The organism is Thermodesulfovibrionales bacterium, assembly GCA_035686305.1.
Lineage (GTDB): Bacteria > Nitrospirota > Thermodesulfovibrionia > Thermodesulfovibrionales > UBA9159 > DASRZP01.
In genome coordinates this window covers 1-23,149 of the sequence record DASRZP010000082.1, presented here as the reverse complement: position 1 = coordinate 23,149, position 23,149 = coordinate 1, and the positions used below count along the sequence as shown (strand labels likewise).

Genomic DNA, 23,149 nt, shown 5'->3' with positions numbered 1-23,149 from the left:
GGATTTGCCCCCCAAAAGGCTGCCTAAAGGGGGATACTCAGATATGGCCCGGCCTGAAATAATCGCTCATGGGGCTTCTGGTGAAGCCGATTTTGGAGTAACAGGGTCCTTCCTACTTCAACGAGAGAAAGGGACAACTTCTTGTAGATTTTGGCGATGTATGTGATGAGAATTATCATCCTAAGCGAGCTAATGTGCCCATTAAAAAGGACGGTCGAAAGATAGCGGTATATCCTGTGGATTCAAAGGGAATCGAGCGAAAATGGCGTTATGCTAGGGCTTCGGTCGATAAGATTAAACATCTTCTGAAAATTCATATAACTACCTCTGGTGAAATACAGATTCTCAAAGCGAAGTCAGAAAAACAGCCTAAAACAGTTTGGGATGACCCGCATTATATCGCTGGGGATTACGGAACGAAATGGTTGACAGACCTTGGATTGAAGGTGGAAGAAAACTTGTATCCTAAGTCTATTCACACCGTAATGGACTCGATATTTGCAGTATCAGATTCAGAAGCACAGGTTGTAGATTATTTCGCCGGTTCCGGCACGACCGGACATGCGGTCATCAATCTTAATCGCGAGGACGGCGGGCAGAGGAAGTTCATCCTTGTGGAGATGGGGCAGTACTTTGACAGCGTGCTCCTGCCGCGAATCAAGAAGGTTGCCTTCTCGCCCGAGTGGAAGGACGGCAGGGCGAAGCGGCCTGCAACAAAGGATGAGGCGGAGCGCGGGCCACGCATCGTGAAGGTCATGCGGCTTGAATCCTACGAGGACGCGTTGAACAACCTTTCCTTCGACGATGCTGGACAGGCTGCCATGCAGTTCGAAGACTATCTGCTCCGGTACATGCTTCGCTGGGAGACGCGGAAGAGCGAAACACTGCTGAAGGCGGATAAGCTCTCCCGGCCGTTTTCATACAAGCTCAGCGTTCATCGCGACGGCGAAACAGGCGAGCGGGCCGTGGACCTAGCCGAGACCTTCAGCTACCTCATCGGCCTGAACGTGCAGACGCGGCGGACGCTTGACGATCGTGGCCGCAGGTATCTTCTTTGCCGCGGCGTCACGCGCGAAGGCCGGAAGACCGTGGTCATCTGGCGCGAGAATGAGGGATGGAAAGAAGCAGACTACAAGCGCGACCGCGACTTTGTGGCCGATCAAAAGCTTGCGGACGGCGCGGACGAGGTGTACGTAAACGGCGATTCGCTCATCCCCGGCAGCCGGGCGCTGGAGCAGGTCTTCAAGACGAAGATGTTTGCGCCTATCGAGGGCTAGGTTATGCCTGACGGCATCCAGCAATATTCCAAGCTCGAACACCGCCTCGTGCTTCTGGCATGGCTGAACAGCCTGCTGGGCTGGGAGCACAACCGCGCTCTGCTGGAGGATACCAAAAAAGCCGCTGAAGGTTTTGACGCCTCGGGCAGGAGCTTCCTGCACCTGTACCTGCGCGGACGCGGGGAAAAGGTCAGGCTTTCGCAGGATGACCTCGAACGCTACGACGAGAACATCCGGCGTCATCTCGGGGCGATCAACCGCCACAGGAGCGAGCCGATCACCCTGCGCTACTTTCAGTATCTGGCAGCGCTGTACACCGAGATCGTTTTGGACCGGTATTTCAACCGCCCCAGCCAACTGCTCAAAGACCTGAACGCCTTTGTGCGCGAGCGCAATGCAGGAAAGCTTCCGTTCGAACCGCCTGATGAGCCGTTTGCCGAAGAGGACCTCACAAAGCTCGCCTATTGGATGGCGACCGGAAGCGGCAAGACGCTCCTTCTGCATCTGAACTATCACCAGTTCCTGCGCTACAACAAGGACCAGCTCGACAATATCCTGCTGATCACGCCGAACGAGGGCCTGAGCGAGCAGCATCTTTTCGAACTCGAAGTCTCGGGCATCCCGTGCCGGCGCTTTGACCTGAACCACAGCAGTCTGCTCGGCCACGGCGGAAACGTTGTGCAGGTCATAGAGATCACCAAATTGGTGGAAGAGAAGCGCGGCGGCGGAGTAAGCGTGCCGGTCGAGGCTTTCGAGGGCAGAAACCTCATCTTCGTCGACGAGGGACACAAAGGCTCTGGCGGCGAAGTGTGGCGCGGGTACCGCGATGCGCTGGGCCGGACGGGCTTTACCTTCGAGTACAGCGCAACCTTCGGCCAGGCGCTCTCCGCTGCAAAGAACGATCCGCTTACTTTTGAATACGGCAAGGCGATTGTCTTTGACTACTCCTACCGCTACTTCTACGGCGACGGCTACGGCAAGGACTTCCGCATCCTGAACCTGCGCGGCGACACGGACGATTCAAAGACCGAGCTGCTGCTTCTGGGCAACCTGCTTTCGTTCTACGAGCAACAGCTTCTCTTTGAGCGCCAGGCGGAGGCCCTTCGGCCATACAACCTCGAAAAACCGCTCTGGGTCTTCGTGGGCAGCACAGTCAATGCGGTCTACAGCGAGCACAAGCAGAAGCGGAGCGACGTACTGACCGTGGCGCGCTTTCTTCATCACGTTCTGGATAATAGACGCGGCCAGGTCATCAAAGGCATTGAGAAGATCCTTGCAGAAAAAAGCGGGCTAATCACAGAGCACGGCATGGACCTCTTTGCAGGCCGCTTCCCTGTCCTGCGCGAGCGCGGCAGAAGTGCTGATGCAATCTATGCCGATATTCTGAAGCGCATCTTTCACGCGCCTGCGGGCGGCGGCCTGCACCTGTGCGATATCCGAGGTTCTTCCGGAGAGCTGGGGCTTAAGGCAAGCGGCGCGGACGACTACTTCGGCCTGATCTATATCGGTGACACCTCCGAATTCAAGAAACTGGTCGAAAGCGACAATGCCGGCATCACGATCGAAGAAGACGCGCTCTCGGGTTCGCTCTTTAGCGGCATCAACCGGCAGGAGAGCGGTCTGAATGTCCTGATCGGCGCAAAGAAGTTCATGGAGGGCTGGAATTCATGGCGCGTCTCGAACATGGGCCTGCTCAATATCGGCAGGCAGGAGGGCTCGCAGATTATCCAGCTCTTCGGCAGGGGCGTGCGGCTTCGCGGGAAAAATCACTCTCTGAAGCGAAGCAGCGGGATGACGGGCAGCCACCCCGCGCATATCAAACTGATCGAGACACTCAACATTTTTGCTGTGCGGGCCAATTATATGGCGCAGTTCCGCGATTATCTTGAACGGGAGGGCGTGGAGACAGAGCCGGTCGTCGAGCTTCCGCTCTTTGTCTGGGCGAACGAAAAGTTCCTTGAGCGCGGCCTGGTGGTGCCGAGGCCCGAGGAAGGCCGTGACTTTGCTGCCGAGACCGCGCTCGTGCTTGTTGCAGATGAAAATATCAAACCGCGGGCGGATTTATCCGCAAGGGTGCAGGCCATGGAGAGCAGCGTGCAGGGGCTTCATACAGCGGATGTCCACGCTGGTAGCACAAGCCCCATCCCGTCTGAGAATCTTTCGCTTGTGGACTGGGAGAAGGTGTACATGGATTTGCTTTCGTACAAGGAGCGTAAAGGCTGGGGGAATCTGGTGATCCGTCCGGAGACACCGAAGACCATCTTCGAAAGTGTTTACTATGCCTTGACCGCGGATGAAGCGGTGTATTGTCCAAAGTCATTTGAAGACCGAAGCCTGCTTCAGGAGGCTGTCTCCGCTGTTCTGCGAAAATACATGGATATGTTCTATCGCAACCGCCATGAGCAGTGGGACAGCCGGAATCTGGTCTATCGCACGCTCGATCGTGATGATCCGAACCTAAGCTTCAAGCCGCAGAGCGTAAAGGAAAAGAAGGCAGCATACACCGTGCGCGTGCCAGGCTCACGCACGGATGTGATAAAGGCGATAGAGAAGCTCAGGAAGGACGTTAAGAAACTGACAAAAGAAGAAAATGGCGGCCTGCCGCGCATATACTTCGACCGGCATCTGTACTTGCCGCTGCTTCTCAAAAAGGACAACGGCCTGAGCGCAGAGCCGCCTGTATTGGAGCCGAGCGAGGCGCAGTTTGTGCGCGATCTGAAATCCTACTGGGAAACGGAGAAGGATAAATCCCTTAGTGGCAGGGAGGTCTTCCTTCTTCGCAACCTGAGCCGCGGCAAGGGCGTGGGCTTTTTTACAGAGAGCGGCTTCTATCCTGACTTCATCCTCTGGATCGTGGAAGGGAAGAAACAGCGCATCGTCTTTATCGAGCCGCACGGCATGCTGCACGCCAAGGCATACATCCACGACGACAAGGCGCAGCTGCACGAGCGGCTGCCTGATCTGGCTGCCGATATCGGGAAACGGAGCAAATGGCAGAACATTGTCCTTGACTCATTCATCGTGTCGAAAACGTCCTTTGAAGATCTGCACAAGCGCTACGACGACGGTACGTGGGACCGGAAGAAATTTGCGGAGAAACATATCCTGTTCCAGGAGCGGAGCGCAGAATATAATTATGTCCAGATGCTGTTTCAATAAATACCGGCAGGTTCATCGACCAGAAGGTTGACGATAAGCCGTTCAAGGCGGTAAGGAAAGAAAAGTAGTCTCCTCTCTCGCTGCAAGATCTGGCGGCTCGGCCGGGGCTTGCCAAAAGCGTAACGGATGATCTGCAAGGCGAAGGACAAGCTGGGAGGAGCTAAGGATGACCTCATCCTAATGATTTCCGCTTATAATCTGCATTTGATTTCGGATTTTGAAACTCTCGGCTACTGTGAGCAAGTCAATGGCGGACAGCAGTTTCACGAAAACGAGCGCTTCATCCCGTACTCTGCACAAAAAAGATTGGACAGAAGCGTCAAATAGATTTTTCTGCTCCTTCCTGAAGTGGACGATCCAGACTCGCTAATGATCGCGCTCAGTTGCTAATAGCATTCTACAGGACGTCCTCTTCTCATGTTGCCTGTTGCTATGCTATGATGTTGCCATGGAGGGACTAAACAAGCTGGAAATCAGGGTTCAACATGGCATCTAGAACTGTTACATGTGGCGGTTGCGGCCTTTCGGTGAATGATGACACAGAGAAAGAAAATAGAGTGCCATGCCCTACTTGTGGCTCTAAAGTGAGAAACGTTCACATTACGTTCACTGAGTCTGTAACTTCTTATGACTCGCGAAGGGCAAAGCAGAAGGACCTATCGAAGAAGAGCAAGGATAAGCTCCGCGTTGATTCTCTTTCAGGCTATGAGCACTGCCACAGGCTAAATAAGATTGTCGAGAAGCAAAAAGTCATTGACAAGAACAATAACCTTTACCATGAAAAAATAACCGATCCACAGACCAAGGAAGTCATTCATCAATGCAACGAAAAGTTATCCGATCATCGGGGCCATGGTCAAGCGAAACATAAGAAGAAACCCTAACGAGTCGTGTAACGCTCGTGATTGAATTCCAAAATGTGGAATCACAGACATATGTCAATCGACGACATATAAAGCAAAAAACGAACGTGAATGAGTCTGAGGGAATATGTCTTTTTGGGATCGCATAGGATTTACAAAAAAGGAGAAAAGAGTTACTCTGACACCCGAGGAGGTCGGCAATCTATTATTTTCCTGTGCATGTAAGTCGATGTCTGGGCGCAAAGGGTCAGGTCTTGAAAGGTCAGTATCAGCTTCCCTGTTCTTTATTTCTGACCGCCTTGCTGACGGAGAATCGCTGAGGGTCAGGTCTAGTTTCTTGCCATACCTCTATAATACTTGCGGACGGTCGTATTGCACGTTTCATGCGGAAAGCAAGGGTTCTGACGAAAAGTCACCGGTGTGGGTTTCAGGTGCTCTTCGCCCGTAGCTTGCTGTTTTGTATATCCATAAGATATACTATTCTTATAAGTGACCATAAATAGGAGGTGTGCTTATGATTGTTAAGGCGGCTCAATGGGGTAATAGTATCGGCGTGAGGATACCCCAGGCCTTGGCCAAGAAGTCTGGGATCACTGTTGACTCTGCAATTGAGATTGACGAAGCTGATGAAGGGATTATTATTAAGCCTTTAGGGAAGAAGGAGTATTCCTTAAAGGAGCTAGTGAAAGGGATTACCGCTCAGAACCGGCATCATGAGATTGACTTCGGACACCCGGTTGGAAGGGAGCTTCTTTGATGAGAGCAATTCCCCATCGCGGGGATGTCCTCCTTTTGAGTTTTGATCCTACACTGGGACATGAACAGGCGGGATTTAGGCCGGCAGTCGTTCTATCGCCGGAATTCTACAATAAGGCTTCCGGCCTCTGCCTCGTCTGCCCTATCACTACGAGCATCAAAGGGTACCCTTTCGAGGTGAATCTTGAGGGTGCCAAGAAGACTTCGGGGGTTGCCCTCGCCGATCAAGTGCGCTCTATCGACTGGCAGACTCGAAAAATAAAGATCGTTGACCACATTTCGCCGACATCTGTCGCAACAATTCTCGCCAAGTTCAAGCCGCTTCTGTTCTGAATCTGTCCCTGGCCAAGACAGGGGCTGATCCGCCGCGCCTTGCGAGAGGAAATATGTCTCCGACCAGAAATCGAGAGTCCTGCAACGAATCCTCTGGTCAGGGTTATCAGGTGCAACCGTGCTCTGACCTTGCTGTTGCACAGCAGGAGGGGTGAGCAGCAGTTATGATACCTTGAAACTTTTCGGCCGCTTTATGATTCCCATTTTCACTTTTGGCGAGCTTATAATTCCAAATCGTTCACAATTCAGCAACGATAAGGGGCAGTCTTGCATGTTCCTTGCTTATTTTACGGTTCCAGAGAGGGCGAAGTTATGGGATCAGCGCCATCAGCTGCACCGGTACCGGTTAGACCGGCATTTCAGCAACGGGAGACGCTTGACCTGCCCTGCCTCGTCTTCGATACCTGAACGTGATAGAATAATCATGGTAAGCTTAGGAGCTTCCTGTAACAAAGAAACATAGCCTATAGGAGGATATGTGACAGTGAAACTTTCAGAGGTAATAAAAGCCGGGGGGAGAGGAGTCATTGCCACTTCAGATTCAAAGGGTGTTGTGAATACAGCCATTTATGCCCAGCCACACATAATAGACAATGAGACTCTCGCCTGGGGTATGACAGAAGGTCGTTCGTTTCATAATATCAGCGAAAACCCTTATGCCGCCTATCTCTATATGAATCCGGGTGCGGGGTTCTCGGGTGTCAGAATAGGTCTCAAACGTAAGGAGATCGAAAAGACCGGCGACATGCTGGATCTCGTCAGAAAGAATACAGCTGAAAAAGTCAGTCCGGAGGCGGCATCTGCAGTCAAATATGTTGTCTATTTCACCGTGACGGAAGTGCGGCCGTTAATCTGATATGAAAGACCTCAACCTCAGTCCCCGGGACAGAGTCCTCGTCCTCGGCGCCACAGGATTTGTCGGCGGCAGGCTCATTCCTGAGTTGCTGAAAAGAAAGATCCAGTTAAGGCTCCTCGTGAGGGATCAGGAAAAGGTCTCCCATCTTGTCCGTGCCAATCCGGGGATTGAAGTTGTTCAGGGTGATCTCTTGACAAAGAAGGGACTACGTGAGGCCCTTGGCGGAATCCATTCTGCCTATTACCTTGTCCATTCCATGGGCGGGAAGAGTGTCCTCAGCAACAGAGAATACGCAGAGAAAGATAAGGAGGCTGCAAGAAATTTTATCTCTGCCGCGAATAGTGAGGGGTTGCAGAGGATCATCTATCTCGGCGCACTCGGCGAGGAGGGATATGGACTATCCGAACACCTGAGCAGCCGTGCTGAGGTTGCCTCGATACTGTCCTCCGGTAGTCCGTTGATTACGGTCCTGCGAGCTGCGATCATCATCGGCGCGGGAGGGGCCTCATTCGAGATGCTCAGGTATCTTGTCGAACGTCTGCCTGTCATGGTCTGTCCCCGATGGATCGATACCCGAATCCAGCCGATCGCCCTGAAGGATGTCTTGTGCTATCTCACCGGATGCCTGCTGAACGCCGAGACAGCGGGAGGGACCTTCGACATTGGGGGCCCCGAGATACTCACCTACGGGGAGATGATGCAGCAGTATGCAGAAGCACGCGGCCTTTCGAAAAGGATCATCTTCCGGGTGCCTTTTCTGACAACCCTCCTCTCTGCGTATTGGGTGGACCTCGTGACTCCCGTGCCCTCAGGCATAGCCCACCCCCTCATTGAAGGATTGAAGAATGAGGTGATTTGCAGGGACAAGCGCATCGAAGAGTTTATTCCGATAAGAAAGACTCCTTTTCAGGAAGCTGTGAGAACAGCCTTTTCGGAAGAAAAAGACGGGCCTGGGATAACAGGGTTCTGATCCGAAAAAGCCAGGCATCGAACAGGATCATATCAGTTCTCTCAGAAAATCCCCCGAAGAACCGGTACCAGGCGCAGAGGCGAGCCAGGCTTATGCAGGCGTTGATTACTGTCGGAAGATCTTCACGTAGGCATCGACGTCGAACTTGCTCCTGCATCCATAATAGCTCATATACCGGATCTTCCCGAAGATCTTCCGCTCACCCCATGCCCTGTCATGGACTCCTCCGATACTCCACGCGATTCCTGTATAACCATTGGGGTCTCTTCCGTCAAGTTCGTACCGGTCATTGAGATAGATCGCGGTTTCCAGCGCCTCTTCAGGAAATTCCGTCCATTCGAGTATCTTTTTTGCCCAGTACATCCTCATATAGCCGTGCATCTTGCCTGTCCGGACCATTTCGGTCTGCGCAGTATTCCAGAGGGGGTCATGCGTCCCCGCCTCCTCAAATTCGTCCCGTGTATAGCTATAGCTTCTCCTGTCGCTCCTGTGTCGTTCAAGGGTCTCCCTCGCCCACGCCGGAAACCCTTCACAGCTGTCATAATTCCGGTTGTAAAAACAGAAGTTGTCGGAGAGTTCCCGGCGGACAATGAGCTCTTCCAGAAAAACCTCCTTGCTCTGTTTATCGCACCCGCTTTCCAGGACTTCAAGGGCGACCCGCTGGGGAGAGATCTGTCCGAAGTGGAGATAAGGTGACAGAAGGGATTGGCCCTTTCGCAGCGGGTCGTTCCTTTGCGCACCGTAGTTCGATAGCCTCTTCTCTATAAAATCCTTCAAAGCCTTCTGCCCCCTCCGTTCACCGGGTTTTATCCCCTGGACCTCTGTGACCGAACGATCAATCTCAAGGGTCTCGAGAGCTTTCGCCCACGAGACTTTCTGAATACCGCCAACGGGGAGAAAAGGATGTTTTCTCAGAGGCGGGAAGTCGTCAAGAAATTCTCTCAATGCCCTGTGCATTTTCGGCCTGAAGGTATATGCGGCGTATTCCTGTTTCTGCGATGCTATCCAGCAGGGGACAACGTTATGGGTGTCAACCTCATAGAACGGCAGAGACAGGGATGATGCGACCCGGTCATGCCACTCCCTCTTTATCCTCAAGGGATCAAAGTCCGCAACAAGGGCGCCGATCTTCTGTCTTCTCACAAATTCGGGGATTGTCACGTCCGGCGGGCCGGTGAGCAGGTGAAAGGCCATGTTCTTACCAACAAGGTCCTCTGCCGTTTCCATCAATCCCTTCAGCATAAAGCCATACTGCCTCAACGTGGCGCCGAGAAAGTCAGGTGCTAAAGAGAAGACAACGTGGAGAGGCGTTTTTCGTTCGAAGGCGATCCTTTGGGCAAAGACCAAGGCCAAGTTGTCCCTCATCCGCTGGTCTCGACTCATCCAGTAGACAACGGGACCCGGCTGAGGATCACCCTGTTTCAGAACTCTCACACGTCTTTGATTCATACCACCTTCACTCTATAAGGGCGGGACTAGGGTTCTTTCAATATAGCTTCCCGTTGCACGAAACTATCTTGCCTTGCCATCGTTTCCAGCACTAGGGTATACATCCTCTATCCTTGCCATACGTGCATTATAATTATCCCAAACTGAAACTTCAAATGAATCTGCCTACCGAAGATTGGTCTTCCCCAGACCGAGTCTGCACACCGTCTCTTCTCATGTTCTTTGGAGACAGTCACTCATGACTGATCAGGAATGTGCCGTAGCCAACACGCTGGATTTCGGTGACACCCTTTCGCTATGCTACATCAATAAGGGAGAAAAAGCGCCTTCAGTTTTTGCGTCGTTTTGCCTCGTTGAGAGACAAGGACTGAGGAATTATTTTACAATTGAGTCGATGATCGATTTTAGCAGAACATTGAATCCCTCGCAGTTTCAGGCGGTCAGTTCGATCGATGGGCCTTTTCTTGTAATTGCGGGCGCAGGGTCAGGCAAGACAAGGGTCATAGAATACCGGGTCCTCAATCTCGTCCAGAACAAGATCAGTCCGAACTCAATCCTCCTTCTCACCTTTACGAGGAAAGCGGCCCGTGAAATGATTTCACGGGCATCAAAACATGATGCTCAGTGCAAGAACGTCGAGGGCGGCACCTTCCATTCCTTTGCCTACAAACTCCTGAAGAGATACGCAAAGTTCATCGGCTTCCCCGATTCCTTTGTTGTCCTTGATGAAAGCGATGCCGAAGAGGCGATCCACCGGAGCGCTGCCAGGATGGGTCTCTACGACAGAGAAAAGAGGTTCCCCAAGAAGGACACCTTGAGGGCGATCATCAGCATGTCGGTCAACAAGAACTCGTCCATCGGCGAGATCATAAAGAAGGAGTATCCTCATTTCATAGAGGACATCTCCGATATCGAGGCCCTTCGGAAGGAGTACACGGAATACAAGATCGACAAGAATTACCTGGACTACGACGACCTCCTCGTCTTCCTGAGAATCCTCCTTGAGAACGGAGATATCCGGGAGAGGCTTTCACGCAAGTATCGCTACCTCATGGTCGATGAATATCAGGACACCAATACCCTTCAGGGAGATATCGCGTATCTCCTGGCGGAAAGGAGCAGGAATATCATGATCGTCGGCGACGACGCCCAGAGCATTTACGGGTTCAGGGGTTCATCGCACGAAAACATCATGGAATTCCCGAAGAGATTTCCCGAATGCACGATTATCAAGCTCGAAGAGAACTACCGCAGCTCGCAGTCGATCCTCGATGTGGCGAATGCCGTCCTCGAAAACATGAAGAACAAGTATTCAAAGTGTCTTATTTCGGCGAAGAAACAGACCGGACAGAGACCGCAGCTCCTCTTCTTTAAAGACGCCTATGAAGAGGCTGAATGGGTGGCCGACAGGATCAAGAGACAGCTCGACGAGGGTCTGCCGTTAAGCCATCAGTGTGTGTTGTTCCGCTCGCTCTACCTCTCAATCCCCCTTCAGTCGGAATTGAGCAAAAGGAATATCCCCTATGAGACGTATGGGGGGCTCAAGTTCTATGAGACGGCCCATGTCAAGGATATGATCTCTCATCTTAAGGTAATCGCGAACCCGAAAGATGAACTCGCCTGGAACAGAATCCTGATGCTCGTCGAAAGGATAGGTCCGAAGACAGCCGGAAGGATGACCGATGAATGTGGGGGCTTCTCTTCGTTGCAGGAGATGCTAAAGAAGGTCTTCGCGAACTATACGCAAGGCCGTCCCTTTTCCGAAGGGCTCGCGAGGCTCGTGACTGCACTCGGGGCCATGTCCGGAGAGGGGAGAGAGGTCGGGGAAATGTTTGAGGTCGGCCTGGCATATTACCTCCCTATCCTGAAAGACCGTTATGATGACTGGCATATGAGGATCAATGATCTCGAGGCCCTCAGGCAGATCGCCATGCGGTATGACTCGCTGGAGGATCTCCTGGAGGACTTCACAATAGAGCCGCCCGAACGGGGCGTCTGGAGGATCGAGCCCGAGACAAAGGAAGAGGAGAAACCCTTTGTACTTTCGACGATACATTCGGCAAAGGGGCTCGAATGGGATGCCGTATTCGTCATGGGTCTCGTGGACGGAGTGCTCCCTGTAACCTTTTCCCTGGACAATGAGGATGACGTCGAGGAGGAGCAGCGACTCTTTTATGTCGCCGTCACGAGGGCGAAGAGCAGGCTCTTTCTGACCCTCCATCACGAGGGCACGAGGGGGGGCATCACTCAGTTCAACAAGATGTCGAGATTCGTTGATGTACCGAACGTATTGTCAAAATTGGACTTCAGGGACACGGCACATCCCGATGCAAAGAGGATTCCCGGTAAAGAAACGGAAGAGGCAGCGCCTCTCCTTGACAAGAGGGCATTGCTCCAAAGGATCATGGATTTCTATAAGTAACGCCCTCCCTTTTCGAGGCTCTCATAACAGATGATTTCCGTAGGCCTGTGTTCGTGGACCGAAAAGACGCTCATCGAGAGCGGTGAGTTCTATCCCAAAGAGGCGAGGACGTCGGAGGCCCGCCTGAGATACTACGCTTCGCACTTCAGCACCGTGGAGGTCGATTCGACGTATTATGCGATTCCCGATATAAAGAATGCGTCCCTGTGGGCCGAACGAACGCCTGATGGCTTTGTCTTCCACATCAAGGCATACGGCGCCCTGACCGGCCATGGGATCGATCCAAAGACTTTACCTCCGGGAATCCGGGCGGCTATCCCGGCAGCAGACCGCGACCGGAAGCACGTTTATATAAGGGAACGGTCGCTCCTGAGGACCGTTGCCCAAAGCTTCAGGGAGGCCCTTGACCCTCTCGTAAAGAAAGAGAAGCTCGGTCTCCTCCTCTTTCAGTTCCCTCCGTGGTTTCAGTTTAAGCCGTCGCGCCTCGACTATATTCTCAATTGCAGGGACCTCATGGCGGGCCTGCCTGTTGCCGTCGAATTCAGGCATGGCAGCTGGCTCCGGTCAGACAGAGCGAAGGAGGTTTTCGACTTCCTGGAAAAGAACCAAATCACTTACGTTACTGCCGATGAACCTCAATTCAGCGATCTCTCCACCATCCCTTTCGTTCCTCAGGCCACGGGTGACGTGGCATACTTCAGGTTTCACGGCAGGAACAGGGAGAACTGGATGAAAAAGGGCATCGAGACCTCCCTCAGGTTTGCATACCAGTATTCAGAAGATGAATTAAAGACCTTCGTATCTCCTATTCTCAGCGTCTCTAAGAACGCAAAGTCGACCTTCGTCATGTTTAATAACTGTCATCTCGGCTTTGCCGTGAAGAATGCCTTTGTCATGAAAGAGCTCTTGGGCGCTCCCTCTCAGTGAGTGTGGTATAATTGATCATGCTCCGAAAGACGGTTCTTTTGGTAATTCTCGTCTCTGCAATGATCCCCGTATCCCCGCTTTTTTCGAAGGAAAACCAGAAAGAGGTGATCGTCATAACCGTAAACGGCGCCATCAACCCTGTCTCTGCCGAATATATCGGAAAAAGCATTCAGAAGGCAAACAAGAAGAAGGCCGAGGCACTCGTCATTGAACTCGACACACCAGGAGGACTCGATACGTCCATGAGAAGCACGGTGAAAGATATCGTATCGAGCGAAGTCCCTGTTGTCGTCTTTGTGGCGCCGAGCGGGGCACGGGCTGCCTCTGCGGGCGTCTTCATCACCCTTGCAGCTCACATCGCTGCAATGGCGCCCGGCACAAATATCGGCGCAGCCCACCCCGTGGCCATCGGTGAAAAGATGGACAAGACCATTGCCGACAAGGCAACAAACGATGCTGCTGCGTACATAAAATCCCTCGCAGAGAAAAGGGGGAGAAATGCAACATGGGCCGAGGAGGCCGTGAGAAAGAGCATATCAGCCACCGAGACCGATGCCCTGAAAGAGCATGTCATAGACCTGGTCACGCACGATGTGAACACGCTCCTCGTTGACCTTGACGGCAGGAAGGTCCAGACCGCCTTCGGAGAGAAGGTGCTCAAAACAAAAGATGCAATCGTCACCAGAGAAGAGCTGAGTCTGAGACTGAAGATACTGAACCTCATAAGCGATCCGAATGTGGCGTATATCCTCATGCTCCTCGGTTTCTATGGCCTCTTCTTCGAGCTCACAAACCCCGGCGCCGTATTTCCCGGCGTCATGGGAGGGATCTGTCTTATTCTCGCCTTCTATGCCTTCCAGACACTGCCGGTCAATTATGCGGGTGTACTCCTCATCATCTTCGCCCTCATCCTCTTTATCCTTGAGGTGAAGATCGTCTCCCATGGGGTCCTGACGATCGGCGGGGTGATATCGATGATCATAGGGTCTCTCATGCTCTTTGAGTCAGCCGGGCCCTTTCTCCGGGTATCCCTCTATCTCATTCTTCCCGCAGTGCTCATAACCACCCTCTTCTTCTCTCTCACCTTCGGTCTTGCCCTGAAAGCTTACCGGAGAAAGCCCGTAACCGGCGTCGAGGGACTTGTCGGTACCGAAGGCCTGGCGAAGACGGAAATAACAAAGGACGGAGGAGGAATGGTCTCTGTTCATGGTGAATTATGGACCGCCTTTTCCGACGATGTTATACCCAAAAATGCTAAAGTAATAGTCGACTCTGTTTCAGAGTTGAAGATAAAGGTCAGGAAATCAGGAGGGTAATATGCCAATTATAGCGCCGTCGTTCATGGGGTTCCTCTTTCTTCTCTTCCTTGTGTTTTACTTTCTCTCCAGTGCGATCAAAATCCTCAAGGAATATGAAAGGGGAGTTGTGTTCAGACTCGGGAGGATCATACCGGTCAAAGGGCCCGGTCTCGTCATCATCTGGCCGATTATTGACAAACTCGTAAGGGTCAGCCTGAGGACGGTGACCTTCGATGTGCCTGCCCAGGATATCATTACGAAGGACAACATCACGGTCAAGGTGAACGCCGTTGTCTATTTCAGGGTTATCGACCCTATCAAAGCCATCACCGCCGTTGAAGACTTCTTCTATGCAACGTCACAGATTGCCCAGACCACGTTGAGGTCGATCCTTGGACAGAGCCAACTTGACGATCTTCTTACCAAGAGGGACGACTTGAATGCGGAGCTCCAGAAGGTCATAGACTTCCAGACCGAACCCTGGGGGATTAAGGTGTCCACCGTAGAAGTAAAGAATGTTGATCTTCCCGCAGAAATGCAGCGTGCCATTGCAAAGCAGGCTGAGGCAGAGAGGGAACGGAGGGCGAAGGTCATCCATGCCGACGGAGAATTCCAGGCTTCCCAGAAGCTCGCTGACGCTGCTCAGATCATTGCTTCACAACCGATGGCGATGCAGTTGAGGTACCTTGGGACCCTGACCGAAATTGCGACCGAGAAGAATTCGACGATCATATTCCCCGTGCCGATCGACCTGATCAAACCATTGCTCGAAAGAACCGAAAAGAAAGGGTAGCCGGGATAGTACAGGAAGAGGATCTTTCACGAAGACCGGTGGACCGCTGCGGCTCTCCTGCAAGTGCAATGAACTGTCAAAAGCCCGATGTAAGGAGTATCATACTTAGGAGGAAACGGTAATCAGGAAGAAGGGTATTACAGCAGCGGTCCTCCTGGCAGGTCCCGTTCTTGGCGCCGTGCTTGGCTTCGGACTCTCCTATCTTTTCAGACCGGTGACTGTGGCCCCGACAATAACTCAGTGGTTCGCCGACGGAATAACGTCAAAAGAATTCGGTCTGATGATTGTTTCCTGTGGAACTGCCGGAGCTGTCATCGGAGTTCTTGTCTGCTGGTACATATACAAATCTGCCTTAAGAAAAGAAGTCCAGATAGAGAACAAGGTATGGCTGAGTCTCCTGGCGCTCCTGCTTATCATAGGCCTCTCCACGGCGATTGTCAGCGCCACCGGGCTGATCCATTTCTTCACTGACAAGAAGAGGATACTCGCCTTCCTCGATTCCCTGGGGCCATGGTCCTTCATCGGTTTCATACTCCTCCAGGTCACGCAGGTGGTCGCAGCACCCATACCCGGGGAGGTCACGGGACTATTGGGAGGATTTCTCTATGGCCCCGTGCTCGGAGTTTTTCTCTCTACCATCGGGTTGACCATAGGCTCTTATATAGCCTTTGTCCTTTCACGGTTCTTCGGCAGGCCCTTTGTCGAGAAGTTTGTCGACAGGAGGACGATGAGCAAATACGATTACCTCCTCCATCACAAAGGTGCGTTCCTGGTCTTCCTCCTTTTTCTCATACCGGGGTTTCCGAAAGACTATCTCTGCTACATCCTGGGGCTCGGACATCTTACGACAATGGAATTCCTCGTGATCGGGGGAACGGGAAGGCTCTTCGGCACGATCCTCCTTACCCTCGGCGGGTCATACATACGGCACCACCAGTACGCAAGGTTCTTCGGACTTACCGGCGTTGCGATCGTTGTCGTTCTCATCGCCATGGTTTACCGGGACAGATTGGAACGGATCTTCAGGAAATGGCACATCATGAGTTACCGAAGAAAGAAGGCAAAAAGGGTCGCACGAAAACATCCGTCCTCGGTCGAATAGTATGCTCAAAGATCTCAGCCCCAAAAAGAGATTCGCCGTTATGCTCATCCTGCTCCATGTCATAGCGCTTCCGATCATGTCAGGCATTACCTACGTCTTTTTAAAACAGAAGGCCGTCAGAGAGGCCCGCGAACTGGGGGAACTCCGCCTTACAACCATGAGTGCCGTAAGGCATTATGTCGCAGAAGAACTGAGGCCGATATTTTACCGTGAATTGCCGGGGAGGTTTATCGTCCAGGGCATGTCCAGGTCTTTTATTGCAGAAGATGTCGCCCGAAGGGTGCAAAAGGAGCTACCGGGGTATGTCTACAAGGATGCATCTCTGAAACCGAAGAATCCGGCAAACGCCGCTGATTCATTTGAAAGGGAGACCATCGAAATCTTTGTTCGGGACAGCAGTCTTCAGGAATGGAGTGGGCTCAGGGCAAAACCTGAAGGGGAATACTATGTCATCGCCCGGCCCGGCGAACGCTTCAGCGCCGATTGCCTCCTATGCCACGGGGACCCGTCGAGGGCGCCGAAGGAATTACTGGAGAGATACGGCACTACAGCGGGTTTCCATATGAAGGTCGGTGAACTGGCTGATGCCGCCTTTGTCTACATACCCATTGGACTCCCGCTTGCGCATGCGCGAAAAGCAGTGGCGGTCTTCATCGCAATCTATGTGATCTTCGGAATCGTCATCCTCGCCATCATCAACAGCAGGTTCACCTCCCTTTACAACCAGATCGATGCCGACAAACAGAGGATCGAAGAGATCAACCTTGAACTCATGAATCTCAATCAGGACATGGAATCCATCATTACGGAGAGGACCATGAACCTCATAGCCCTCAGCGTTGCCGACCGCATCAGAAATCCGGCGACGGTGATAGCAGGCACGTTCAGCAGGATCATGAAAAAAGAGGCGCTCTCTGAGCCCCTCAGGGAAAAGATGAGTGATCTCATTACCGAGGCCCAGAAGCTGGACAGCATCGTCAGGGATTATGAGACGATCATGAAGAGTAAACGGGTCATGTTCCGGGGCGAAGACATGAACGAGATCATCGGGAGCGTTCTCCCGCTCATAGAGGGGGCAAGACAGGCAAAGGAGATCAACCTTTCCTTGAAGCTTTCCGAATCTCCCGCATGGTTTGTGGCGAACAGACAGCTCCTCAGGGTTGTCATTCTCCATATCCTGAAAAATGCGATAGAAGCTACCCCGCCGGGAGGCACCATAACGATCACGACGGTTGCTGATCAGGACCATGTGTCCCTCAGTGTTGCAGACTCAGGCGGGGGGATTCCCAGGGAAGACTTGCCGAAGATATTCAGCCTCTTTTACAGCACGAAGAGGCACCGGATAGGCATGGGCCTGCCCCTCGTGAAACAGATCGTTGAAGAACATAAGGGTACCATCCATGTCGAGAGCAGATTAACGGAAGGGACAACATTTCGCCTGGTTTTTCCTACGAGATGGTCAGAGCAGGCCCTGAAAGGGAATCATGAGGTCACGGCTGAGACATAATATCTCTCCGCGCAGACGCTCGAGAGTAAATCTCTACAGTAACCTTTCCGCCAGCGTCAACGGAGGACAGGCTCATCGAGCACTTCTCTCACCTTTTTCGAGAGCTTTGTCGGCGTTATGGGTTTCTTGACATATACTACACCCGGCTCTAGGATACCGTGCTCCGCCAGGATATCATCGGTATAGCCGGAAATGAAGATAACCTTTGTCTCGGGACGGCTTTCATGGACCATCTTGGCTAGGCGTTTGCCGTCCATTCCGGGCATGATGACATCGGTGAGGAGCAGGTCAATCTTATCCGACAGCGTGCCGCAAATCGCGAGGGCGTCCTCGGCACTGGATGCCTCAAGAACACGATACCCTACGGGCGAGAGGGCTTTTCTGACGAGGTTCCGAAGGGACGGTTCATCATCGACGACGAGGATCGTCTCTGACCCGTGGGAGAAACCCGTTTCCTTCTGAATCAGGACCATCCGTTCTTTCTCGTCGACGACGGGGAGAAAGATTTTGAATGTGCTTCCGCGTCCGAGTACGCTGTCGACCATGATATACCCGCTATGCTGCTTCACAATACCATAGACCGTGGCCAGGCCGAGACCCGTTCCCTTGCCCACAGGCTTTGTCGTGAAAAAGGGCTCAAAGATCTTCTTGCGGACTTCCGGAGTCATGCCGTGGCCCGTATCCTTTACCGCCAACATGACATAGGAGCCCGGCTTGAGCCCCTCGTGATAGCGTGTATATTTCTCGTCGAGGGTCACGGCCTGCGTTTCGATCGTAAGGGTACCCCCTGAGGGCATTGCGTCCCGGGCATTCACGACCAGGTTCATAACCACCTGCTGCAACTGCCCGTTATCAGCCATAACGCTTTTCAGGGGCGAGTGATTCTGCACGACGAGCCTGATATCCTCGCCGATCACCCGTGCGAGCATCTTCATCATATGCTCAATGGTCTCCTCGACATTCACAACCGTCATTTCGAGGACCTGCTTCCTGCTGAATGCCAACAACTGATGAATGAGGGCCGCCGCCCTTTCCCCTGAGTCAATGATAATCTTCACGCTGTCTCGCGCAGGGTGATTCTCATCGAGTTTATACATGGTCAATTCAGCATACCCGAGAATCGCCGAAAGAACGTTGTTAAAATCATGGGCGATGCCGCCTGTCAAACGTCCTATGGACTCCATTTTCTGAATCTGCATGAGCTGAGCCTGGAGGTTCTTGTGCTCTTCCTCAGCCCGCTTCACATCGCTCACATCCCTTCCAATGAGCACAGCGCCGGAGAATTGTCCGCTGCTGCTGAATATCGGGTCAGCCGTCAAATCAAGCCACAGTTGCTTGTCGTCGAGGTAAATCTCCCGCTCTATACGATGTTTGGCCTGTCTGAGCGCAGGGAAGATGTCAGTGCCCTTAAAGACGCCGCCCATGCCCTTTGAGTCGGCCAGAGGAGCGCCGATCACGTCAGGAAGAGACAGCCCCAGCACGTCGCCGGCGGCCCTGTTCGCCTTGAGGACCTCGAACTCGCTGTTCAGCATGATGATGACATCTTTGGTCGAGTCGAAGGTGCTCCGCCACTCCTCAGCAGCCTTCTTCAGCGCAAGCTCCATACGGGCCCTCTCCTCGATCTCGTTCCTCAGGCTGCTCACCGTTTCCCAGAGCTCTGCCGTGCGTTCGCGGACCAGGGTTTCAGCCTCCCCCTTCGCCTTTGCCAATGCAGCCTCGAGTTCCTTGTGCTTCGTGATGTCCACGGCAACGTATACGATTGCACTAGGCACATCGTTAGCCGTCGCCAACACCGACGCAGAAACACTCAGGAAAACCTTCTTTCCTTCCTTATCGAAGATGGATAATTCAAAGTCCCTTACAGACCTCTGCGCTAAAAGGGTATGGTCGCAGAGCTGGGAAGGGAGGCGTAGTACCTCCGAGAGCCTATTGTTGAGCATCTCCTCTTCTTCGAGGCCGAACATGATACATGCAGCGTTATTCACGACACGGATCCTGTCCTCGGCATCCACGACAATCAGTGCACCCTGCATGGTCTTCAGTATTTGACTGGCAGCTGTCTCTGGTGTAATATCTACAAGCTGATACCTTGTGATTACATATGTTATGATCGCAAGGAACACGGCTATGGGAAGATACCCGAAAGGATATAAGCTGATTCCGAGGGCCGCTACAAAATCAACGCATGCAAGGTAGCCCAAGGAGAATCCGAACATCAGGCCCTTCAACCTTTGCCTATTACGGTCAGTGCTTGCATCTTTGTAGGCACTCCAGAAGACAAGAAAGACTCGAATAACTACAAGCACAAAGAATAGAATAAAGGCGATGCCCAACGTGCCATACTGCATGTATCTTCCCCAAAAGAACTCTTTCTCGCCTGTAACGAGTAAACTCGTAAGGAACGTGGCAAGAATAAAGAGGAAAGATACGACATATGCCACATTCTTGAACAATCGAGTATTCTCCTCACGCTGCGCGATAGCTGTAACAAAAGAAAAATTTGTTACCGGGATCAATATGACAAAGGAGTTGGCAACTTTGAGCCAAAATAAAGACATATCCGCATAGCGACTGCAATACGCAAGCCCGACTGATATCAGCCAGCCGCTTAAGACTGATGTAAACAGGGAGAATTTGAAGCCGTGACGGGAGACATGCACTCTAAGCAACACGTATACTCCCATTCCTGTCACGGCCATGCTCACAAAAAATAAGGGGAGGGAATAGACAGAAAGCGTGTAATTTCTAATATCTAGTATTTGTTCAACCAAGCCGGTCCTCAAAATATCTTCCTTCTTCAGAGGAGAAAGTCAGCGGTGGTAACATTTCTGCTATGCTCATCCGCTCTGCCTTCAACACAGAACGTTCTCTTGTTGCATATATACTTATCGGCTCTTTCAGTCACAAACTTTACTTAGCCTTTAATGCTCTCTCCAGCCTCATACTTTGCATGATAGTTATGCACGTCAGTGTTTAGCGTAACGGCGTGTTATATAGATCTCTGCTAACAATTTTTTCTCCGTACACTGTAGGGAGCTTTTGCGGAATATACTTATCTGCTTTATCGATCGCCACCCAGGCCAAGGTGTGATTGCCATATGCAAGTTTCACTTTATGCGCTTCAGGGTCAACTCTGAAATATTCAAAATACAGATCGAGACCACACTCATAGAGTCGCCTCAACTTCATGGTGACAAAAATGCGGTCAAAAGGCATCGCCTCCCGTAGATGCCTGACCTCAGCGCGAAGACATGCAAATTGTCCGCGTGATCCCATGGTTCTGTATTGTTCAGGAGAGAGCTTGAATAGATATCTGTCTCGCACATGCCCCTGCCACCTGAAATAATTGGAGAAGTAGATATTCTGAGCAAGGTTGGAATGCTCCATGGAAGTGTCAATTACAGTTTTATCGAGTGCAGAAGACTCAGCGAGGATATCTCCTTCGTAAAAAACCGGCCCCAGGTCTGTTACTAATAGAGTTCCGCTCCCCGATAATTCCTCCATACAGTTGTTGCCCTTTCCCTTCGGTAGCATATGGTTCTCCTTGAGGAAATCCATGAAGGGCTCCGGACACTTGGCAACCTCAGCGACACCCTGACCAATGGTCTTGATCCAGGAAACCTGTTGCCTGCCAAGAGCTACCGACATCGTGGTTCCGTCTGTCCGGAGTTTGTGCCACTCGAAGTTGATGAGCAACGATGAATCACCCACGCCGAAAATGTCTTGTATCCAGGCCCGTGCCTCCAGGTCTTCATGGTTTCCGACATGTCCTGATATCTCTATCTGTGTGAAATTGGTAGCCATAAAATGGCCATCAAGAAACTCATCGGTGATGTACTTGCCGATTGGCTTTAAGGCCATTTCCCTCACCTTCCCAAGCCAGTGAGCATAATTGGCAAAGTAGATCCCCCCGCCTATTGTCGAGCTGTCAGTTAAAGCCAGGGGGAAACGATACGTAAACAGCCTCTGCCGTTGTGGACCTCCGTCGATGAGTGTCCTCCACTCAACGCCTTCCCTATATCCGTACCGCTCTCCCCTAGCCGGTTCTTGACTTCCAAGAAATGGTCGTCTTGCGACCACAACGGCCACCATTCTTTCTGAGCCTCTCAGGAGCTTGATAGGAAAAGTCAGAATGTTCAGATTCCTCCCCTTGAAGATCAGGCAATCTTCTATCTGTCCATCAACTTCTAGGTCATGTTCTTTCATGTTCGTGGCCTTCCGAAGTGCCTCCAGAGCGGACCAGATTCGGGTTCCTGACCTGTCCAGCGACGTGTCCATGCCCGCTACCGTTATTAAGAGAGGTTCCCTCGTTCGTCCGAGCAATTCTCGCCACTCCCCGTCGCTACGGTGCGATAGCACTTCAACGTCGCATCCCTGTTCCCCAGAACCCACAACACAGAGGAAAAGTCTGTCATCGTGGCTGAAGGAAACGCCGACAGCCTCGGTTTCCCTGACAGAGGGACCGCCTCCCTCGTTCCATAATAGGCTCATTTCACGAGGAAGACTTTCGCCAATGTCGTTGAGCTTCCTATATGCTTTTTCGAAGAGTTCTCTTTCGACAGCCCTTCGCTCTTCTCTCGCCATATTGTGAATGTGAGAATGATGTCTGACGGAAATCACGGGGGCCACCGCGTCATACTGTTGACACAAATACCGGACTCTGCTGGTTATGCGCGCCTCGTCCCACTCATCCGGCGCTTTAAGGTCATCTACTCGCGGAGCGTTCGCCACGGTCTCGACTACCTTCATCCTATATCCCTCCAACTTCTCGACAACGGTGCCCCCGCCATCGATCGCAACAACCTCTGCATCGACAGTATCGTCATGTCTAGATAACACCCTTGCAACAACGGTATGCCTCTCCTGGTCTGCCTTCCTGGGAAACATTTCCCATTTCTCAATATGAACGGGCAGCGCCACGATGTCAGGAAGCATGATCTGTTCAGACTGAAGCAGCGTATCTCTGAAGAAGGGATCTCCGATGGCAAACTTACCGCTTAATCTGTTCTGACCATTAACGGTCGGGGCGGTTTCAGAATCAAAAATACACTCTCTATCGTCCAAAGACCGAACCCCCGTGATCCGTTGAAAGAGGCTCCCCTGAAAGAGCATGTGCCCATAGAGATCTTCCCTCGGTACGATGTCGAGGCGAGTCTCGGGAAGCTTTCCGTCATAGCGCTCAAAGGTCTTGGGGCCGCCAAGGACAAAGACTGCTTCAAAGTGATTTTTTGAAAAACCTGTCTGGTCGACCATTATGCCCGCTTTGACACGGATGTCCTGACCACCCGGCGGCATCTCTTCAACAACGGCACGGATACGCGCCTCAACTGAGCCGTCGGCATCTACGGCAATTGGGTAGTTCAGACGTACGTCTTCAAGCCTGAGATGGTCAACAGGGCCAGTGCCCGAAACAAAAAATACCGCCTGCGCCATGGCC

General features: G+C 52.2%; 16 protein-coding genes. 13 read left to right on the top strand and 3 right to left on the bottom strand.

Annotated elements, in window-relative coordinates:
- The first annotated feature begins 236 nt into the window (after positions 1-236).
- The 7 genes from VFG09_09675 to VFG09_09645 all read left to right on the top strand — a co-directional run bounded on the left by VFG09_09675 (position 237) and on the right by VFG09_09645 (position 8,214).
- Positions 237-1,277, top strand: coding sequence for a DNA methyltransferase (locus tag VFG09_09675; protein ID HET6515414.1), 1,041 nt, complete (start codon positions 237-239; stop codon positions 1,275-1,277).
- A 3-nt stretch (positions 1,278-1,280) separates the two neighbouring features.
- A complete protein-coding gene (locus tag VFG09_09670) occupies positions 1,281-4,436 on the top strand; it encodes a DEAD/DEAH box helicase family protein (GenBank protein ID HET6515413.1) in 3,156 nt (1,051 codons plus the stop codon).
- Positions 4,437-5,020: 584 nt separating this feature from the next.
- Positions 5,021-5,320: a hypothetical protein gene (locus VFG09_09665; GenBank protein ID HET6515412.1), complete on the top strand. Its 300-nt coding sequence runs from the start codon at positions 5,021-5,023 to the stop codon at positions 5,318-5,320.
- A 493-nt stretch (positions 5,321-5,813) separates the two neighbouring features.
- Positions 5,814-6,056, top strand: coding sequence for an AbrB/MazE/SpoVT family DNA-binding domain-containing protein (locus tag VFG09_09660; protein HET6515411.1), 243 nt, complete (start codon positions 5,814-5,816; stop codon positions 6,054-6,056).
- On the top strand, positions 6,056-6,388 hold the full coding sequence (gene mazF, locus VFG09_09655; GenBank protein ID HET6515410.1) for an endoribonuclease MazF: 333 nt from the start codon (positions 6,056-6,058) through the stop codon (positions 6,386-6,388). Before VFG09_09660 ends, mazF begins: the two co-directional genes overlap by 1 nt.
- Positions 6,389-6,866: 478 nt before the next feature.
- Positions 6,867-7,244: a pyridoxamine 5'-phosphate oxidase family protein gene (locus VFG09_09650; GenBank protein HET6515409.1), complete on the top strand. Its 378-nt coding sequence runs from the start codon at positions 6,867-6,869 to the stop codon at positions 7,242-7,244.
- A 1-nt stretch (position 7,245) separates the two neighbouring features.
- The gene (locus VFG09_09645) at positions 7,246-8,214 is read left to right on the top strand and encodes an NAD(P)H-binding protein (GenBank protein ID HET6515408.1); all 969 of its coding nucleotides are present in this window, start codon (positions 7,246-7,248) and stop codon (positions 8,212-8,214) included.
- A gap of 105 nt (positions 8,215-8,319) precedes the next feature.
- On the opposite strand, the gene VFG09_09640 is transcribed toward VFG09_09645, so the two are convergent.
- Positions 8,320-9,663 carry a deoxyribodipyrimidine photo-lyase gene (locus VFG09_09640; protein ID HET6515407.1) on the bottom strand — a complete coding sequence of 448 codons (1,344 nt, stop codon included), beginning with the start codon at positions 9,661-9,663 and terminating at the stop codon, positions 8,320-8,322.
- A gap of 238 nt (positions 9,664-9,901) precedes the next feature.
- Between VFG09_09640 and VFG09_09635 the strand changes: the two genes are divergently transcribed.
- The 6 genes from VFG09_09635 to VFG09_09610 all read left to right on the top strand — a co-directional run bounded on the left by VFG09_09635 (position 9,902) and on the right by VFG09_09610 (position 17,712).
- Positions 9,902-12,085 (top strand): ATP-dependent helicase, encoded by a 2,184-nt coding sequence (locus VFG09_09635; GenBank protein ID HET6515406.1) that lies wholly within the window; start codon positions 9,902-9,904, stop codon positions 12,083-12,085.
- A gap of 30 nt (positions 12,086-12,115) precedes the next feature.
- Positions 12,116-13,012, top strand: a complete 897-nt coding sequence (locus VFG09_09630) for a DUF72 domain-containing protein (protein ID HET6515405.1) — start codon at positions 12,116-12,118, stop codon at positions 13,010-13,012.
- Between the two features lie 17 nt (positions 13,013-13,029).
- Positions 13,030-14,328: a nodulation protein NfeD gene (locus VFG09_09625; protein ID HET6515404.1), complete on the top strand. Its 1,299-nt coding sequence runs from the start codon at positions 13,030-13,032 to the stop codon at positions 14,326-14,328.
- 1 nt (position 14,329) lies between these two features.
- Positions 14,330-15,103 (top strand): slipin family protein, encoded by a 774-nt coding sequence (locus tag VFG09_09620; GenBank protein ID HET6515403.1) that lies wholly within the window; start codon positions 14,330-14,332, stop codon positions 15,101-15,103.
- Positions 15,104-15,281: 178 nt separating this feature from the next.
- Positions 15,282-16,205: a TVP38/TMEM64 family protein gene (locus tag VFG09_09615; GenBank protein ID HET6515402.1), complete on the top strand. Its 924-nt coding sequence runs from the start codon at positions 15,282-15,284 to the stop codon at positions 16,203-16,205.
- A gap of 1 nt (position 16,206) precedes the next feature.
- Positions 16,207-17,712, top strand: coding sequence for a DUF3365 domain-containing protein (locus tag VFG09_09610; GenBank protein HET6515401.1), 1,506 nt, complete (start codon positions 16,207-16,209; stop codon positions 17,710-17,712).
- Positions 17,713-17,768: 56 nt separating this feature from the next.
- Here VFG09_09610 and VFG09_09605 read toward each other — a convergent pair whose 3' ends face one another.
- Both VFG09_09605 and VFG09_09600 read right to left on the bottom strand, forming a co-directional pair.
- Positions 17,769-20,417, bottom strand: coding sequence for a PAS domain S-box protein (locus tag VFG09_09605; GenBank protein ID HET6515400.1), 2,649 nt, complete (start codon positions 20,415-20,417; stop codon positions 17,769-17,771).
- 268 nt (positions 20,418-20,685) lie between these two features.
- A partial coding sequence (locus VFG09_09600) for a polyketide synthase dehydratase domain-containing protein (protein ID HET6515399.1) occupies positions 20,686-23,149 on the bottom strand: 2,464 nt, incomplete at its 5' end.

Excerpts from the sequence above, each read along its gene's own strand:
- VFG09_09670 (HET6515413.1), top strand. The coding sequence starts at position 1,281 with ATGCCTGACGGCATCCAGCAATATTCCAAGCTCGAACACCGCCTCGTG.
- VFG09_09660 (HET6515411.1), top strand. The coding sequence starts at position 5,814 with ATGATTGTTAAGGCGGCTCAATGGGGTAATAGTATCGGCGTGAGGATA.
- mazF (HET6515410.1), top strand. The coding sequence starts at position 6,056 with ATGAGAGCAATTCCCCATCGCGGGGATGTCCTCCTTTTGAGTTTTGAT.
- VFG09_09645 (HET6515408.1), top strand. The coding sequence starts at position 7,246 with ATGAAAGACCTCAACCTCAGTCCCCGGGACAGAGTCCTCGTCCTCGGC.
- VFG09_09640 (HET6515407.1), bottom strand. The coding sequence starts at position 9,663 with ATGAATCAAAGACGTGTGAGAGTTCTGAAACAGGGTGATCCTCAGCCG.
- VFG09_09635 (HET6515406.1), top strand. The coding sequence starts at position 9,902 with ATGACTGATCAGGAATGTGCCGTAGCCAACACGCTGGATTTCGGTGAC.
- VFG09_09630 (HET6515405.1), top strand. The coding sequence starts at position 12,116 with ATGATTTCCGTAGGCCTGTGTTCGTGGACCGAAAAGACGCTCATCGAG.
- VFG09_09625 (HET6515404.1), top strand. The coding sequence starts at position 13,030 with ATGCTCCGAAAGACGGTTCTTTTGGTAATTCTCGTCTCTGCAATGATC.
- VFG09_09620 (HET6515403.1), top strand. The coding sequence starts at position 14,330 with ATGCCAATTATAGCGCCGTCGTTCATGGGGTTCCTCTTTCTTCTCTTC.
- VFG09_09610 (HET6515401.1), top strand. The coding sequence starts at position 16,207 with ATGCTCAAAGATCTCAGCCCCAAAAAGAGATTCGCCGTTATGCTCATC.